Below are 15626 nucleotides of genomic sequence, written 5' to 3' on the forward strand. Positions count from 1 at the left end.
CATCATGACGAACGACAATGCCGCGCCGGTGATCCTGATCGACGACGACCGCGATCTCCTCAAGGCCACCGCGCAGACGCTGGAGCTTGCCGGCTTCTCGGTCTCGGCCTTTGCGGTGGCCGCCGAGGCGCTGGCCAGGCTCGACGCCGGTTTTGCCGGCGTCGTGGTGTCCGATATCCGCATGCCTCAGATCGACGGCTTGCAGCTTTTCAACCGCATCCTACGGCTGGATGCCGACATTCCCGTCATCCTCATCACCGGCCACGGCGACATCGCCATGGCCGTCAAGGCGATCAAGGACGGCGCCTACGACTTCATCACAAAGCCTTTCGCCGCCGACCGGCTGGTGCAGAGCGTGCGCCGCGCGGCTGAAAAGCGCCGCCTGGTGATGGAGAACCGCGCCTTGCGCGAGGCGGCCGGAGAGGCGCAGGACGGCCTGCCGCTGATCGGTCAGACGCCGGCGATGGACAGGCTGCGCCGCACACTGCGCCAGATCGCCGACACCGACGTCGATGTACTGGTCACCGGCGAGACCGGCTCCGGCAAGGAAGTGGTGGCAAGCCTTCTGCATCGCTGGAGCCGCCGCGCCAAGGGCAATTTCGTCGCGCTGAATTGCGGCACGCTGCCGGAGACCGTCATCGAGAGCGAGTTGTTCGGCCATGAGGCCGGCGCCTTCACCGGCGCGCAGAAGAAACGGATCGGCCGCATCGAGCATGCCAGCGGCGGCACGCTGTTCCTCGACGAGATCGAAAGCATGCCGGTCTCGACACAGGTGCAGATGCTGCGTGTGCTGGAGATGCGCGAGGTCACCCCGCTCGGCACCAACGAGGTGCGGCCGGTGGATCTGCGCGTCGTCGCCGCCGCCAAGGTCGACCTCGGCGATCCGCGCCAGCGCGGCGCTTTCCGTGAGGACCTCTACTACCGGCTCAACGTCGTGACGATCTCGATTCCGCCGCTGCGCGAGCGCCGCGACGACGTAGCCCTGCTGTTCTTCTATTTCGCCGAGCGCGCCGCCGCCCGCTTCCACCGCCAGGTGCCGGCAGTGCCGGCGACGGTGCATCGCCATCTCAGCGACCATGACTGGCCGGGCAATGTGCGCGAACTGGCGCATTTCGCCGAGCGGTTCGTGCTTGGATTGGAGGAAGGCGCCGAAGCCCCTGCCCCGACCCAATCGAACACCGCCATGAAGCTACCGGAGCGGCTGGAGCGCTACGAGGCCGACATCATCCGCGAGACGCTTGGCCGCAACGAGGGCGACGTCAGGCGCACGATCGAAGCGTTGGGGATTCCGCGCAAGACCTTCTACGACAAGCTCCAGCGCCACGGCATCGTCCGCAGCGATTTTTCCAGGTAACCGCCGCCGGGCCTCGACCGGGCGGCTCGGTTACTTGGCGTCGTGGAAGATAATACCGACAGTGTGGCGCATGCCGGAGCGAAGCCGGCTGACGCCGTGCCTGAGATTGACCCGGTAATTGCCTCGTGTGCCCTGGACCGGACGATTGTGGACCGCGAAGGCGACGGCATCGCCCTGGCGCAGCGGCACCACCTCGACGCGGCTTTGCATGCGCGGACGCTGCTCGGTCAGCACGAACTCGCCGCCGGTGAAATGCTTGCCCGATTCGGACAACAGGATCGCCACCTGCAGCGGGAAGGCAAGATCGCCGTAGAGATCCTGGTGCAGGCAGTTGAAGTCGCCCGGGACATATTGCAGCAAGAGCGGCGTCGGCCGCGTCTGGCCCTGCTCGTGGCATTGCCTGAGGAACGCGGCGTGTTCGTCGGGATAGCGCTGCGCGATACCCATGCGCGCGTTCCAGTCGTTGGCGACCGCAGCGAGGCGCGGATAGAGCGCGGTGCGCAAGCCGCCGATCAGATCGGGCAAGGGATAGCGAAAATAGCGGTACTCGCCCTTGCCGAAACCATGCCGTGCCATCTGGACATGGCTGCGGAAATGGCTCTCGTCCGGATAGAGCCCGGCGATCTGCCGGCACTCCTGCGGCGTCAGCAGCTTTTCCATCACTGCGCAGCCATAGCCGCTCAGTTCATCGGCCAGCGTCCGCCAGTCATATCCGGCAACGCGCACCTCAGCCGATTTGACCGCCGCTTTCGCGCCTATCGAATGGATTGTCATGGCTCCGCCTCCTGTGGCTTCTCTGTCATTGAGATGGGTGAAACGGCGCGCGCGGACCACCCGTTTCTTGCAGGGTGAGCTCGTTAGCGATTGTCTCGCGGATTTCGTTGAATACAATGCAGCTGGACTTGCCGCGATGGGGGGCGAATTGATCGGACGGGTTCGACAAAGGGACGGGGCAGTCCCGCAATTCCTCGTTTGCCTCGTCGCGATACTGGTCTCGGCGCTCCCGGCCTTGTCCGCCAGCAGCGACTGTGTCAGCGATGACGAGGTCGAGGCAAGCACGCGGATCGCCGCCTGCACGCGCATGATCGAGGATCCCACGGAGCCTGTGGCCAACCGCGCGACTGCCTACTACAAGCGCGGCGAGGCACGGGCGTCACAAGGCGACTACGACCGCGCGATTGCAGATTTGGGCCAGGCTATCGACCTCGATTCGACATTTGCTGGTGCTTACTATGTCAGAGGCATCACAATGGTCGAAGAGGGCGAAAATGATCGCGCCATCGCCGATTTTGGCCAGGTGATCAGCCTCGACCCGACAAACCCCGAGGCGTACAACAGCCGAGGTGTCGCCTGGGAGCACAAGGGCGACTACGACCGCGCCATTACAGACTATGATCAGGCCATCAGCCTCGATCCGAAGCATTCCGATGCCCACAGCAACCGGGGTAACGCCTGGGCAGACAAGGGCGACTACGATCGTGCCGTCGCCGACTACGACCAGGCAATCAGCCTCGATCCTAAAAATGCGGGAGCCTATAACAACCGTGGCGTTGCCTGGAAACAGAAGGGCGAATACGACCGAGCCATCGCCGACTACGAACAGGCGATCAGTCTGAATGCGGAAGACGCCAAAGCCTACAGCAATCGTGGTGCTGTCTGGGTACTAAAAGGCGACTATGACCGCGCGATTGCAGACTATGATCGTGCGATCAGCCTCGAGCCGAAACATGCCGACACTTATGGAGATCGTGGCATCGCTTGGACACGCAAGGGCGACTATGACCGCGCCATTGTAGATTATGATCGTGCGATCAGCCTCGACCCGAAACATGCCGACACTTATGGAGATCGTGGCATCGCTTGGGCACGCAAGGGCGATAATGATCGCGCCCTTGCCGACTACGATCAGGCAATCGGCCTAGGTCTGAAAGAGGCCAGCACCTACTACAACAGAGGCGTGGCCTGGGCACGCAAGGGCGACTACGACCGCGCCATTGCGGATTATGACCAAGCGATCGGCCTCAATCCTCAGGACGCTAGTGCTTACAACAATCGAGGCGTTGCCTGGAAACACAAGGGCGATTACGACCGCGCTATCGCGGATTATGACCAAGCGATCGGCCTCGATCCCCAGGACGCCACCGCTTACAACAACCGTGGCATTGCCTGGAAGAAGAAGGGCGACGACGACCGCGCTGTCGCCGACTACACGCAGGCAATCAGCCTCGACCCAAAAAACGTTGATGCCTGGTACAACCGGGGCCTCGTCTGGTCTGACAAGGGCGACTATGACGGCGCCATCGCCGACTTCAGCCAGGCGATCACGCTCGATCCTAAAGACCCAACTGCCTACGACAACAGAGGCAATGCCTGGGCACACAAGGGCGACGATGACCGCGCCATCGCCGACTACAGCCAGGCGATCGTGCTCGATCCAGGACATGCCAAAGCCTTCAGGTACCGAGGCCGTATCTGGCACAAGAAGGGCGACAATGACCGCGCCCTTGCCGACTACGACAAGGCGATCAGCCTCGATCCGAAAGACGCCCGTGCTTACAATGGCCGGGGCGTTGTCTGGTCGGCAAAGGGCGACTACGCCCGCGCGACCGCCGACTACGATCGGGCAATCAGCCTCGATCCGAAATATGCCTATGCCTATTTGGGCCGCGGCATTCTCTCCTTCTATTCGAGCGCGCTGGCCAAGGCGCAAGCCGATTTCGAACACGCGGCCATGCTCAAGCCCGACAATGCCTATTTTGCGATCTGGCTGGAGATGACCGAGCGGCGCAACGGTGCGGTGAGCCACTTGCAGGAAGCGACTGAAAAGCTCGACATGACCAAATGGCCGGCGCCAGCGGTTCGCATGCTGCTTGGAGAACTAACGCCGGCCGAGGTGCTGGCGGCAGCCGACGACGTCGACCCGGCCAAGAAGCGTGGCAATTCGTGCGAGGCGAACCTGTTCATCGCCGAACTCGATCGGCTGCAACGCCATGACGACGAAGCCTTGCGGCTCTACCGGGTCGCTGCCAGCGATTGCCCTGGGGACTATTACGAATACGTTGCGGCCAAGGCCGCTCTGCACGAGTTGGGCGCGGTTCCGTGACGACAATTTCCAAGAGTTTTTGATGACCCGAGGAGCGAATTGACCGGACCGGTTCGAGAACGGCACAGGTTTTTCTGGCGCACGCTGGCTGGTCTCATCGTCCTGCTTGTCACGGGGCTTCCGGCCTTGTCCGCCAGCAGCGACTGCGTCAGCGACGACGAGGTCGAGGCAAGCACGCGGATCGCCGCCTGCACGCGCATGATCGAGGATGCGACAGAGCCTGTCGAAAACCGTGGCATTGCCTATTTCAAGCGCGGCAATACCTTAACGGAACGAGGCGACTACGACCGCGCCATTGCCGACTACAGCGCGTTCATCGGCATCGCCCCGACCGTCGCCAGCGGCTACTATAACCGGGGCATCAGCTGGGTCTTCAAGGGCGACTACGACAAGGGCATCGCCGATCTGGACAAGGCGATCAGCCTGGACCCGAAATATGGCGATGCTTACTACAACCGCGGCGTCGCCTGGACCTTCAAGGGCGAGAACGACCGGGCTTTGGCCGACTATGACAGGGCAATCAGCCTCAATCCCGGAGACGGCAGAAATTACCACAATCGCGGGCTGATCTGGTCACGCAAAGGCGACGACGACCGCGCGATAGTCGACTTCGATCAGGCCATCAGGCTCAACCCGAACGACGCCGGGTCCCTGAACGATCGAGCCGATGCGTTGACCAGCAAGGGCGATGCAGCGCGCGCCCTGGCCGACTATGACAAGGTGATCGGCCTCGATCCGAAAAACGCGCATGCCTACTACCGGCGCGGCAACGCCCGGCTGACGGACGGCGATTTTGACGGCGCCATCACCGACTACAACCAAGTGATCAGCCTCGATCCGAACGATGCGAGCATCTGGTACAACAGAGGGGTGGCCTGGTCAGGCAAGAGCGACAATGACCACGCCATCGCCGACTACGACAAGGCGATCAGCCTCGATCCGAAAGACCCCAAAGCGTACTTCAATCGAGGTGTCGCCTGGGCTAGCAAGGGAGACAATGATCGCGCCATCGCCAACTACGACCAGGTGATCAAGCTCGACCCGAAACAGGCCCTCGCATATAATAATCGGGGCTTGGCCTGGATGGCAAAGGAGAACGATGTTCGCGCCTTCGCGGACTACAGCCACGCAATCGATATCGACCCAACACTTGCCATCGCCTATAGCAACCGAGGCTTTCTCTGGAACAAGCGAGGTGATTACGATCAGGCCATCGCCGAATACGACCGGGCGATTGGTCTCGATCCGAAAAATGCAAGAATTTACCACAACCGCGGCGTTGCCTGGATGGCAAAGGCCGGCGACGGTCGAGCCATTGCTGACTTCGACCAAGCGATCCTGCTCGATCCGAACTATCCGTACAGCTACTCAAACAGGGGTGTTCTCTATTTCTATTCTGGCTCGCTGGCCAAGGCGCAGGCTGACTTTGAAAAGGCGGCCGCGCTCAAGCCCGACTACGCCTATTTTGCCATATGGCTGGATATTGTTGAACGACGCAACGGTGCGGCGGGCCATTTGCGGGAGGCAGCTTCTAAGCTCGACATGACGAAGTGGCCGGCGCCTGTGGTTCGAATGCTGCTTGGCGAAAAGACGCCGACCGCGACATTGAACGACGTCGATGACTCGGATCCAACCAGGAAACACGGCAAATTTTGCGAGATCAGTTTCTATAGCGCGGAACTCAGCCGGCTCAAAGGGCACCGCGATCACGCCCTATGGCTTTACAGGCATACCGTCAGCCATTGTCCAAAGAGTTTTATCGAATACCGTGCCGCCAACGCTGCATTACGCGAGTTGGGTGTTTCGCCGTAACTCTGCCCGACGGATGTTCGTTTGCTAAGAAAACTAAGCCGAACAACACGATAGAGGTGCATTCTGCCAGACTGATTCAGGCTGTGCCGCGTCCGTATGTCAGGAGCCTTCGCCAGCGCGATTCCGGTTTTCACTGGCCCGCGCTAGACTGGCAGCAACCTTAACCGGGCCACCTCCATGATCGTCCAGACCTGCATCAATGGCGCGCGCAGCGCCGACTTCCACCCCAACCTGCCACTCGACGCGGAGGCCATGGCGCGTGACGGCGCGGCCTGCGTCGCTGCCGGTGCCGCCGAGCTGCATGTTCATGCCCGCGGGCTGGACGGTCGCGAAAGCCTGGCTCCGATGGCTATGGACCGGACGGTGCTGGCGCTCCGCCGCGCCTGCCCGGGGACGCTGATCGGCGTGTCGACCGGTGCCTGGATCGAGAACGACGACCAGCGGACACTGGCTGCGATCGCCGGCTGGGGCGAACTGCCCGACTACGCCTCGGTCAATCTCAGCGAAGACGCCGCCCCCGCCGTCATGGAGCGTCTGCGCCAGCGCGGCATTGGTATCGAGGCCGGGCTCGCCTCGGTCGCCGATGCCGAGCGGCTGGTGAGCCTCGACCATGGCAAACGCGTGCTGCGCATCCTGATCGAAATCTCCGAGCAGGAGCCGGACGCTGCGCTGGAGATCAGCGACGATATCGCCGCCGTGCTCGACGGCGCCGGAATGCGCCGGGCAATCCTGCTGCACGGCGCCGACGCCACGGTCTGGCCTTTCGTGCACCGGGCGGCGGGACGCCGTTGGTCGACGCGCGTCGGACTGGAAGACGGCAAGGAGCTTCCTGATGGAACGGTAGCATCCGGTAACGCCGCGCTGACAGCGGCAGCCGTCGCCATCTTCGAGGCCAGCCGTTAGCGCGGGGAAGCGTTGATGACGGCCAATCTCCTCTTCACGGGGAGATGCCAAGTTTTTGGCAACGAGGCAGGACAAAGTCGGGCGAGCCCAAGTGTGGCCGCGCGCCAATTTCAGTAAAACTTATCTAAAACTTTATATATTAATTAAACCAGCAGTTAATCAGCACACCAACGATCACGTGTGTTAAAGCTCTCCCGCACCGGGGACCATTTTTGATGAACATCATTCCACAGAATGATCACGCTGCGCCGCGTCGGGTTCAACAATATACATCGATACAGGTCCTGCGCGGGCTAGCAGCCCTCATGGTTGTTATCTATCATCTTCCGGCCGCACTGGGCATGCTCGATCTGCGTATTCCCGTTCTAAACAGTGGCGTCGACCTGTTTTTCGTCATCAGTGGTTTTGTCATGATTCTCTCGACGGAGAACAGACGTCGCGACCACCGAGCATTTTTGATGCAGCGGTTCACGCGCGTCGTTCCGTTCTATTGGGTCATGACCTTCCTCATGGTCGCCGCACTTTGGTTGTTTGCCGCTCGTGCAGTGTCTCTTGAGCAGATCAGCAATAGCCTGCTTTTCATACCCTATCTCGATACGGTCACAGGCTTTGTCCAACCGGTGCTTGGCGTGGGCTGGACGCTCAATCTGGAAATCCTGTTTTACATTCTGTTCGCGGCGACTATGCGTTTTGGCAGGTTGACGCAAATGGCCGCGGTCGGCGTTGTCTTTGCAATCGCCGTGGCGGCGCGCATCATCTTCAAACCCGCCGCCGACACTGTGCTGTTTTTCTATACCACGCCAATCCTGTTTGAGTTCCTTGCCGGCATGGCTCTCGGCCACCTGGTCGGCAGACTGGCGCGTTTGCCTGCCGTCCCGGGTGTCTCGGCAATCGTGTTCGGCATCGTGTCCATGCTGGTGATGGTACTTGGCTTCAACTTGCCGCGAACCCTTGCTCAGGGAATCCCGGCGTTGATCCTTGTCGCGGGTTGCATCAGCCTGGAAAGCTACTTCCGGCTTTTTGCTCCTCGCGTGCTGGCAAGGTTGGGTGACGCTTCCTACTCTCTCTATCTGACGCATCCTATTGTGCTGCTTGCGACTGCTCCTGTCGTTGCAAGCGCCAATGTATCACCATGGCTTGCTGGCATGGTGATTGTCGCCGCCTGCATTGCCGTCTCCCTGGCCAGCTACAGTTTTATTGAAAAGCCGGTTTTGGCCATTTCGCGGATGAGCCTCTCCGCCCGTCACGTGAAGGCATGAGTTGCAGCTGCGCCCCGCAGAACGACGCTATCCCGCCAACCTTAAACCGGCGGCGCTGAACCTTCAAAAGATCCGGAAACAAAAAACCCGCCTCGGGCGGACGGGTCGTTGGAGCCAATTGGCACCACACCCAAATTAGTAGCATAGCTGCCGGCACAAAGCAAGAACAAAATGTGGCATCTGCGACGAAACTACCGACAGGCACAGAGCCACGGCGGATGACATGGCTCTTGCCGTTGTTAAAAATCTCTCATAAGGTATTTTCATATCCGAAAGAAAATCCAATCGTTTCTTTCCCTTTATGAAAGCCTGAGCGTTTGCGGGAACATCTCGATCAGACCGACCGGCGACTGGTCAAGCTGCTGTCGCAGGATGCGCAGCTTGGCGTCAACCGCCTTGCCGAGAAGATGGCGATCTCGGTGCCGACGGTGCGCATGCGGCTGCGCAGTCTGCTCGACCGCAACCTGCTCAAGATCGTCGGGCTGCTCAACCTGACCGAGCGCCCCGAACTGATCTCGGCGATCGTCGGCATCAATGCGCAAGGGCGTGGTCGGGCGCGAGAACTGGCGCAGCGTATCTCGGAATTGCCTTTCGTGAACTCGGCCGCCGTCGTCACCGGGCGCTTCGACATCATCGTCGACGTGACCGTGGCCGGTGATGTCGCCGATCTCTACCGCGTCACCAGCGAGCTGATCCCCGGCGCCGGTGAGCCGGGCGAGGTCGTGCGCAGCGAGACCTTCGTCGTCATGGCGTCCTGCAACAAATGGGTCAGCCTGCCCGAAGGCTGCTGGTCGGACGAGACGCGAAAGGAAATGGCATGAAGATCGCGGTTCTCGGCGGCCTCGGCCTGCAAGGCCGGGCGGCGATCGCTGACCTCGTTGCCAGCGATGGTGTCGAGCAAGTGGTCTGCGTCGACACTACAACCGACGGCGCTGCACGGCTTGGCGGCCTGACCAACCTTGCCCGGGTGCGTTTCGTCGTGCCGCAGGGCGCGATCGGTCCGGCATTGGCCGATGTGATGACGGACGTCGATGCGGTCATCGACCTGTTGCCGCAACCGCTGATGCGCGAGGCGGTGCAGGCGGCGATCGCGACGCGCACGCCGCTGGTCACCACCAATTACGGCAAGGCGATCGCCGATCTGGCGCTGGAGGCCGAAAAGGCCGGCGTGTCGATCGTGACCGAATGCGGGCTCGACCCCGGCATCGACCTGGTGCTCTACGCACGCGCCGCAAGCCAGTTCGACACCATCACTGCGATCGATTCCTACTGTGGCGGCATTCCCGAGCCGAAAGCGGCGGTCGAGCCGCTGCGCTACAAGGTGAGCTGGAATTTCGACATGGTTCTGATCAGCCAGAACCGCGACAGCGTGCTGGTCGAGGACGGCAAACGGGTCGACGTGCCGGCCGCCCGCCAGCACGACAATCGCTTCATCCACGAAATCGAGGTGGCCGGACTGGGCAGGCTCGAAGCCTTCCCCAATGGCGACGCGCCACATTATGCCGGCATGCTCGCCGCCGCCAAGGGGCTGCAGCGCTCCGGCCGCTATTCGCTGCGCTGGCCCGGCTGGTCGGCGTTCTGGGTGCCGCTGAAGCGGCTCGGCTTCCTCTCCGAGGACAAGGTGCCCGGCACCGGCGTCAGCCCACGCGAATTCCTCGGCCGGCTGCTCGGTCCGCAACTGCAATATGGCGCCGACGAAAAGGACCTTTGCGTCATGCGCAACGTCTTTGTCGGCAGCGAACGCGGCCGCCGCAAGACGGTGACCTCGGAGCTGGTCATCGAACGCGACCTCGCCTCCGGCCTGTTCGGCATGAGCCTCGGCGTCGGCTATCCCGCCAGCATCGTGGCGCAGATGCTGGCACGGCGCGAGATCGCTACGCCCGGCCTGCTCAACCCGCTGCTGCATGTGCCGGATGGCCGCTTCCTCGATGAGCTGGCTAGGCGCGGCATCAAGGTTGCCGAAACGGTGAGCTGGGACTGAAGGATTTTCGAACGGTGGTTGCTGCCGGCAACGGCGCTGCCGCTCAAAAAGCACCTCGATGGGGTGAAACAACAAGTGGAACAACAAACGACAACAAGGAGGAATGCCCAAATGAAGATTGCCAAGCTTTTCATCGCCGGACTTGCGCTCGCCGGCCTCACCGCCGCCGCCAGCGCCGGAACGCTCGACGAGATCACCAAGCGCGGTGAGCTGCGCGTTGCGGTGCAGACGCAAGGACCGCCCTTCTCGCTGGTGGGTGCTGCCGGCGAACGCACCGGCAGTTCGGTCGAACTCGCCGAATTGATGGCCAAGGAAATGGGCGTCAAGATCACCTTCCTCGACTTCGACTGGGATGGCCTGATCCCGGCGCTGCTGTCGGGCAAGGCCGATCTTCTGGTCGCCGACATGACACCGACGCTGGCGCGTGGCATGAAGGTCGCCTTCACCAAGCCTTACATGTACACGGGCAGCACCGTCTTCACCAAGGCTGGGACCGCCTTCAAGTCCACCGAGGACTGCAAGGCCAAGGGCACCAAGATCGCCGTGCTGCTTGGCGCCACCGGCGAGAAGGAAGCCAAGGCCGCCTTCCCCGATGCCGACATCAAGAGCTACAAGGGCGGCGGCCCGCTGTTGCTCGACGCCGTCAACAACGGCCAGGCCGATTGCGGCGTCAACGACGTCTCGGCGGTCAAGGGCCAGTCGACCGCTTACCCGGCCGGCAGTTTCACCATCATGCCGGACATGCTGTCGAAGGAGCCTCTGGCCTTCGCCACGCGCTATGACGAGCAGGATCTGTTGACCTGGATGAACCTGTTCCTCGACCAGGTCAGCCTCGACGGCCGCCTGCAGAAGAACCTCGACTACTGGGTCAATTCCGACGCCTGGAAGAAGGATCACTGAGGAGAGTGAGTAGGGAGTAGGGAAGCGCGTCCGGGATGGCCGTTTCCCCTACTCCCCTACTCCCCTACTCCCCTACTCGCCATTCACCGCCACACCCATGCTCGAAAACTTCAGCTTCCGCACCATCGTCGAATATCTGCCCCTGTTCGGGCAGGGCCTCGTCACGACCGTGTGGCTGTCTGTCCTCTCCTTTGCCGGCGCGCTCGCCGTCGGCATCGTGCTCGCCGCCATGAACCTGCAGCGCGGCCGGCTGTTCCGCGTCCCGGCCAAGGCCTATATCGACGCCGTGCGCGCCACGCCGCTGCTGGCGCAGCTTTATTTCCTCTATTTCGGCCTGCCGCGGCTCGGCTTCGTCCTGCCCGAGCTCGTCGTCGGCATCCTGGCCCTGTCGCTGAACAGCGGCGCCTATGTCGCCGAGATCATCCGCGCCGGCATCCTGTCGATCCCGCGCGGCCAGGTCGAGGCCGGCGTCGCCTCGGGCATGACCTATATCCAGCGCATGCGCCTCGTCATCCTGCCGCAGGCGTTCAAGGTGACGATCCCTCCGTTGCTCGGCCAGGCGATTGTGCTGGTCAAGGATTCCGCGCTGTTGTCGCTGATCTCGGTCGCCGAGCTGACGCGCGCCGGACAGTTGCTCGCCTCCGACCGCTTCATGCCGGCCGAAGGTTTTATCACCATCGCCGCCTTCTACCTGCTGCTCTATTACGGGCTGAAGGGACTGGCGGCGCTCTCCGGGCGCTGGCTCGGCCTGGCGGGGGCACGGACATGATCTGGCAGCAGCTGCAAAGCATCGCCGGCAACTATCCCCTCGCGCTGCGCGGCCTCGGCATGACCGTGGTGCTGTCGCTGATCAGCCTGGTGCTGGGCACGCTGCTCGGCTTCGGCCTTGGCATTCTGCGCACCGGCGGCAACCGGCTGATCAGCGGCGCGATCGGTGCCTGGGTCGACCTGATCCGCGGCACGCCGTTCCTGGTGCAGATCTTCCTGATCTTCTTCATCCTGCCGGAACTCGGCATCGAGCTCGACGCCTTCACCGCCGGCATCATCGCGCTGACCAATCTGGCCGCCTGCTTCATCTGCGAGATCGTCGTCGCCGGCATCCGCTCGGTGCCGACCGGCCAGGTAGAGGCGGCGTTGGCGTCCGGCCTGTCGCGCTGGCAGCGCATGCGCCAGGTCGTGCTGCCGCAGGCGATGCGCATCGTGCTGCCGCCGCTGGTCGGGCAATATGTGCTGCTGATCAAGGATTCCTCGGTGGTCTCGGCCATCGGGCTCACCGACCTCACGCGCGTCGGCTGGCTGGTGGTGCAGCGTGTGCCGAACGGCCTGCTCGTCTTCTTCCTCGTCGGCCTCGGTTATTTCATCGTCTGCTATCCCCTGATCATGCTGGCCCGCCGGCTGGAACAGCGCATGGGTGCGGCGCATGACGAGGTGCAGTTGTGACATCGAACCCCAAGGGTCCGGCAATATGACCAAAACCGGCATGATCGAATTTCGCGGCGTCAACAAATGGTTTGGCCAGCTCAATGTGCTCAGGGATATCACGTTGAGCGTCGAGCCGCGCGAAGTGGTCGTCGTCTGCGGGCCGAGCGGCTCGGGCAAGAGCACCTTGATCCGCTGCATCAATGGGCTGGAGACGATCCGCGACGGCGACCTTACGGTCGACGGCCAGCGCCTCGGCGACCCCGCCACCAACATGACGCGGCTGCGCACCGAGATCGGCTTCGTCTTCCAGTCGTTCAACCTCTACCCGCACAAGACGGCGCTCGAGAACGTCACGCTGGCGCCAATCCACGTGCGCAAGATCCCGCGCACCGAAGCCGAGAAGGCCGGGCGCGAGCTGCTCGCCAAGGTCGGCCTCGCCGACAAGGTGAATGCCTATCCCGCGCAGCTGTCAGGTGGCCAGCAGCAGCGCGTGGCGATCGCGCGCTGCCTCGGCATGCGCCCCAAGATCATGCTGTTCGACGAGCCGACCTCGGCGCTCGATCCAGAGATGATCTCGGAAGTGCTCGACGTCATGGTCGCGGTCGCCGAGGAAGGCATGACCATGATGGTGGTGACGCACGAGATGGGCTTTGCCCGCAAGGTCGCCCAGCGCGTCGTGTTCATGGACGCCGGCGCCATTGTCGAGAGCGGCACGCCGGACGAGTTCTTCTCGCACCCGAAGACGGACCGCAGCCGCGCCTTCCTGAGCAAGATCCTGCGGCATTAGGGTTCAAACTCAACTCAGCTGGCTGTCGTCGATGGCCAAGATGGATGGAAAGCGGCCCTTCGCTGGACGTTCCCTAATACGACAGATGCGCGCCGGGCTTCCTCTTAGGGCGGCCATTGCCGCACTTCCACCAGCCGCTTCCCTTATGCTGGCATCAAATCGATGACCCGCATGATCGCGACCGCACTGCTCGTGTTCTGGGTGCCTTCTGTCGTAGCGCCATTAGCGCAGGCCCAAACATCGCCCTTCTTGACTGTGAACTTTTGTTTGTTGTGAACGACCGAAAGTTCTCCCTCAGTCATGTGGCAGAGCATGTCGTTCTTCATCATGTTGTCAGTCGTCTTCGCTCCGGGCTGAATGACAACATCGCGCAGCTTCACCGTTGCATAGGCTGGTATGACCGACTTGCGCTCACCAAGCGCTACAACTCTGACGCCGGGTGAGACCTCCTTGCCCTCATCGGGGCCGTAAGTCTGGGCGGCTGCTGGTGTCCCCCAAGCGATCAGAGGCGTTGCGGCCAGTGTAAGACCGAGTGCAATTGTGGATCTACGATTGACGGCTTCCATGGTTTCCTCCCTGTTCAAAAGTTGGTCGGAAAGGTAGGCCAACAATCAACGATGGGCCGTTGCGGCGAAGAGTCAACTGACCTTCCGAGTTAGTTCAGTCTCGCTCGCGGCTAGCGAGTTTCACAAACCACTCGGGTCGCCGAGACGGAGAGGGGGAATTGCGCTGACCATGTCATTGCGTGCGACCTTGTCCCGACATCAAAGACATTTCATTCTTGCGAAGGCCCTCGCTGCCAAAGACCCCTCTCCGGCCGCTTTTGCGGCCACCTCTCCCACCGCTTGGCGGGGGCGAGGAACCCAAGCCTATTGCGCATCCGCGTGGGTGCTCAATTCGGCCCGCTTCTCATCCGAGACGACGGCGAGATCGAGGACCTTCTGCAATTCGGCCGCATGCAGGAATGACGGTTCGGCCTGGACGCCGTTGCGGACTGCATCGACGAAGCGCTGGTAGTTGGTCGCCACCGTTCCGGCGTCCAGAACCTGCCATTTGGCGTTCTCGACATCTTCGCCGAGGAAGGCATGACCATGACGGTGGTGACGCACGAGATGGGCTTTGCCCGCAAGGTCGCCCAGCGCGTCGTGTTCATGGACGCGGCGCCATCGTCGAGAGCGGCACGCCGGACGAGTTCTTCTCCAACCCGAAGACCGACCGCGGCCGCGCTTTTCTGAGCAAGATCCTGCGGCATTAGGGGGCATTAGGAGAAAGCGGACCTCAGACGATGCCGTGCTTTCTCAACAGCGCCTGCTCGTCGCCCGATATCCAGCCGAAAACCTTCGGCTCCCCGTCCAACTTCTGCACGAGGTAGTGGACGTCAAAATCTATCGCCACCTTCGATTGATCCTTGCGGGCATAGGTTGCCGTCCAGGCGACATGAGCCACGCAATGATGTTCGTCTATCGGCGAGAGCCGGACGTTGCGTATCCGCGTTTCCTTCGTCCCTATCGCGCGATAGTGCGCATAGCCTTGCGCCATGACCTGCTTGAGTTGCTCATCGTTCTTTCCGGTCATGACCCCGGCGGGCGAAGCCGCTATGAAGTCCGAGGCATACAGCGATGCGACCTCATCCATGTCCATGTCGCCGCCGAGGGACTGGTTGAAAAAGCGCTCATATCGCTCGAATAGCTTCCTTACGCTGGTCTCCATGATTTCATCTCCAGGTGCGGCTATGTTGGGTGGGACCAGGAAACGCTCCGCCGATCTCCGACATCCGCAATTGACCCTCAGCCATCATGACTTCGTCCCAGGGCGGAGCAAGAGCGAAGCGAGGCGGCAGGCGGCGGGAACGCTGCGTAAATCTCAGACATCCGTAATTTGCCTTCAGCCATCATGACTTCGTCATCCCAGGGTCTGCGCCGCGTCGCACCGCTCCTTGCTCCGTCCTGGGATGACGAAGGCGTGGTGCGACCCTGATTGTGCACGACTTCGACGCCACCCTTGTCGCCGATGCAACAGGCGAAGCCCTGTTGCTCGCCCCTCGTGATGGCGATCGCGCGGCTGTCGCAGGCGCGCTCGACCCATTTCAATTTGGGCGATCGGAG

General features: G+C 62.0%; 14 protein-coding genes and 2 pseudogenes. 12 read left to right on the forward strand and 4 right to left on the reverse strand.

The features are described 5' to 3' along the window. Window positions 1-4: 4 nt before the first annotated feature. On the forward strand, window positions 5-1354 hold the full coding sequence (locus NKJ46_RS03055; protein WP_352661711.1) for a sigma-54-dependent transcriptional regulator: 1350 nt from the start codon (window positions 5-7) through the stop codon (window positions 1352-1354). 30 nt (window positions 1355-1384) lie between these two features. Here the strand turns inward: NKJ46_RS03055 and NKJ46_RS03060 are convergent, their stop codons facing one another. Next, a complete protein-coding gene (locus NKJ46_RS03060) occupies window positions 1385-2128 on the reverse strand; it encodes a 2OG-Fe(II) oxygenase (protein ID WP_352661714.1) in 744 nt (247 codons plus the stop codon). Between the two features lie 235 nt (window positions 2129-2363). Here NKJ46_RS03060 and NKJ46_RS03065 point away from each other — a divergent pair, with 235 nt between their 5' ends. From NKJ46_RS03065 to NKJ46_RS03110, 10 genes are all read left to right on the forward strand, one after another. Continuing rightward, window positions 2364-4457, forward strand: coding sequence for a tetratricopeptide repeat protein (locus tag NKJ46_RS03065; RefSeq protein ID WP_352661717.1), 2094 nt, complete (start codon window positions 2364-2366; stop codon window positions 4455-4457). A gap of 39 nt (window positions 4458-4496) precedes the next feature. Continuing rightward, window positions 4497-6269 (forward strand): tetratricopeptide repeat protein, encoded by a 1773-nt coding sequence (locus tag NKJ46_RS03070; RefSeq protein ID WP_352661720.1) that lies wholly within the window; start codon window positions 4497-4499, stop codon window positions 6267-6269. A gap of 177 nt (window positions 6270-6446) precedes the next feature. Then, window positions 6447-7172 (forward strand): 3-keto-5-aminohexanoate cleavage protein, encoded by a 726-nt coding sequence (locus NKJ46_RS03075; protein ID WP_352661723.1) that lies wholly within the window; start codon window positions 6447-6449, stop codon window positions 7170-7172. A gap of 215 nt (window positions 7173-7387) precedes the next feature. Next, window positions 7388-8431 (forward strand): acyltransferase family protein, encoded by a 1044-nt coding sequence (locus NKJ46_RS03080; RefSeq protein ID WP_352661726.1) that lies wholly within the window; start codon window positions 7388-7390, stop codon window positions 8429-8431. Between the two features lie 317 nt (window positions 8432-8748). Then, the gene (locus NKJ46_RS03085; protein ID WP_352661729.1) at window positions 8749-9252 is read left to right on the forward strand and encodes an Lrp/AsnC family transcriptional regulator; all 504 of its coding nucleotides are present in this window, start codon (window positions 8749-8751) and stop codon (window positions 9250-9252) included. Then, window positions 9249-10412 carry a saccharopine dehydrogenase family protein gene (locus tag NKJ46_RS03090; RefSeq protein WP_352661732.1) on the forward strand — a complete coding sequence of 388 codons (1164 nt, stop codon included), beginning with the start codon at window positions 9249-9251 and terminating at the stop codon, window positions 10410-10412. Before NKJ46_RS03085 ends, NKJ46_RS03090 begins: the two co-directional genes overlap by 4 nt. A gap of 111 nt (window positions 10413-10523) precedes the next feature. Next, on the forward strand, window positions 10524-11312 hold the full coding sequence (locus NKJ46_RS03095) for an ABC transporter substrate-binding protein (RefSeq protein WP_352661735.1): 789 nt from the start codon (window positions 10524-10526) through the stop codon (window positions 11310-11312). Between the two features lie 97 nt (window positions 11313-11409). After that, window positions 11410-12081 carry an amino acid ABC transporter permease gene (locus NKJ46_RS03100; protein ID WP_352661738.1) on the forward strand — a complete coding sequence of 224 codons (672 nt, stop codon included), beginning with the start codon at window positions 11410-11412 and terminating at the stop codon, window positions 12079-12081. Continuing rightward, window positions 12078-12752, forward strand: coding sequence for an amino acid ABC transporter permease (locus NKJ46_RS03105; RefSeq protein WP_352661741.1), 675 nt, complete (start codon window positions 12078-12080; stop codon window positions 12750-12752). Before NKJ46_RS03100 ends, NKJ46_RS03105 begins: the two co-directional genes overlap by 4 nt. Before the next feature lie 25 nt (window positions 12753-12777). Beyond that, window positions 12778-13521: an amino acid ABC transporter ATP-binding protein gene (locus tag NKJ46_RS03110; RefSeq protein ID WP_352661744.1), complete on the forward strand. Its 744-nt coding sequence runs from the start codon at window positions 12778-12780 to the stop codon at window positions 13519-13521. 143 nt (window positions 13522-13664) lie between these two features. On the opposite strand, the gene NKJ46_RS03115 is transcribed toward NKJ46_RS03110, so the two are convergent. Both NKJ46_RS03115 and NKJ46_RS03120 read right to left on the reverse strand, forming a co-directional pair. Next, window positions 13665-14087: a hypothetical protein gene (locus NKJ46_RS03115; RefSeq protein ID WP_352475654.1), complete on the reverse strand. Its 423-nt coding sequence runs from the start codon at window positions 14085-14087 to the stop codon at window positions 13665-13667. A gap of 303 nt (window positions 14088-14390) precedes the next feature. After that, window positions 14391-14606: pseudogene (locus tag NKJ46_RS03120) on the reverse strand (Gfo/Idh/MocA family protein); the annotation flags it as partial. Between NKJ46_RS03120 and NKJ46_RS03125 the strand changes: the two are divergent. Then, window positions 14595-14776: pseudogene (locus NKJ46_RS03125) on the forward strand (polar amino acid ABC transporter ATP-binding protein); the annotation flags it as partial. The pseudogenes NKJ46_RS03120 and NKJ46_RS03125 overlap by 12 nt on opposite strands. A gap of 23 nt (window positions 14777-14799) precedes the next feature. Here the strand turns inward: NKJ46_RS03125 and NKJ46_RS03130 are convergent. Next, window positions 14800-15231 (reverse strand): DUF6841 family protein, encoded by a 432-nt coding sequence (locus NKJ46_RS03130; RefSeq protein WP_352661750.1) that lies wholly within the window; start codon window positions 15229-15231, stop codon window positions 14800-14802. Window positions 15232-15626 lie beyond the last annotated feature (395 nt).

Origin of the sequence: Mesorhizobium sp. M0166, assembly GCF_040322255.1 — a bacterium.
GTDB lineage: Bacteria > Pseudomonadota > Alphaproteobacteria > Rhizobiales > Rhizobiaceae > Mesorhizobium.

Excerpts from the sequence above, each read along its gene's own strand:
- NKJ46_RS03055 (WP_352661711.1), top strand. The coding sequence starts at position 5 with ATGACGAACGACAATGCCGCGCCGGTGATCCTGATCGACGACGACCGC.
- NKJ46_RS03060 (WP_352661714.1), bottom strand. The coding sequence starts at position 2,128 with ATGACAATCCATTCGATAGGCGCGAAAGCGGCGGTCAAATCGGCTGAG.
- NKJ46_RS03075 (WP_352661723.1), top strand. The coding sequence starts at position 6,447 with ATGATCGTCCAGACCTGCATCAATGGCGCGCGCAGCGCCGACTTCCAC.
- NKJ46_RS03080 (WP_352661726.1), top strand. The coding sequence starts at position 7,388 with ATGAACATCATTCCACAGAATGATCACGCTGCGCCGCGTCGGGTTCAA.
- NKJ46_RS03090 (WP_352661732.1), top strand. The coding sequence starts at position 9,249 with ATGAAGATCGCGGTTCTCGGCGGCCTCGGCCTGCAAGGCCGGGCGGCG.
- NKJ46_RS03095 (WP_352661735.1), top strand. The coding sequence starts at position 10,524 with ATGAAGATTGCCAAGCTTTTCATCGCCGGACTTGCGCTCGCCGGCCTC.
- NKJ46_RS03100 (WP_352661738.1), top strand. The coding sequence starts at position 11,410 with ATGCTCGAAAACTTCAGCTTCCGCACCATCGTCGAATATCTGCCCCTG.
- NKJ46_RS03105 (WP_352661741.1), top strand. The coding sequence starts at position 12,078 with ATGATCTGGCAGCAGCTGCAAAGCATCGCCGGCAACTATCCCCTCGCG.
- NKJ46_RS03110 (WP_352661744.1), top strand. The coding sequence starts at position 12,778 with ATGACCAAAACCGGCATGATCGAATTTCGCGGCGTCAACAAATGGTTT.
- NKJ46_RS03115 (WP_352475654.1), bottom strand. The coding sequence starts at position 14,087 with ATGGAAGCCGTCAATCGTAGATCCACAATTGCACTCGGTCTTACACTG.
- NKJ46_RS03130 (WP_352661750.1), bottom strand. The coding sequence starts at position 15,231 with ATGGAGACCAGCGTAAGGAAGCTATTCGAGCGATATGAGCGCTTTTTC.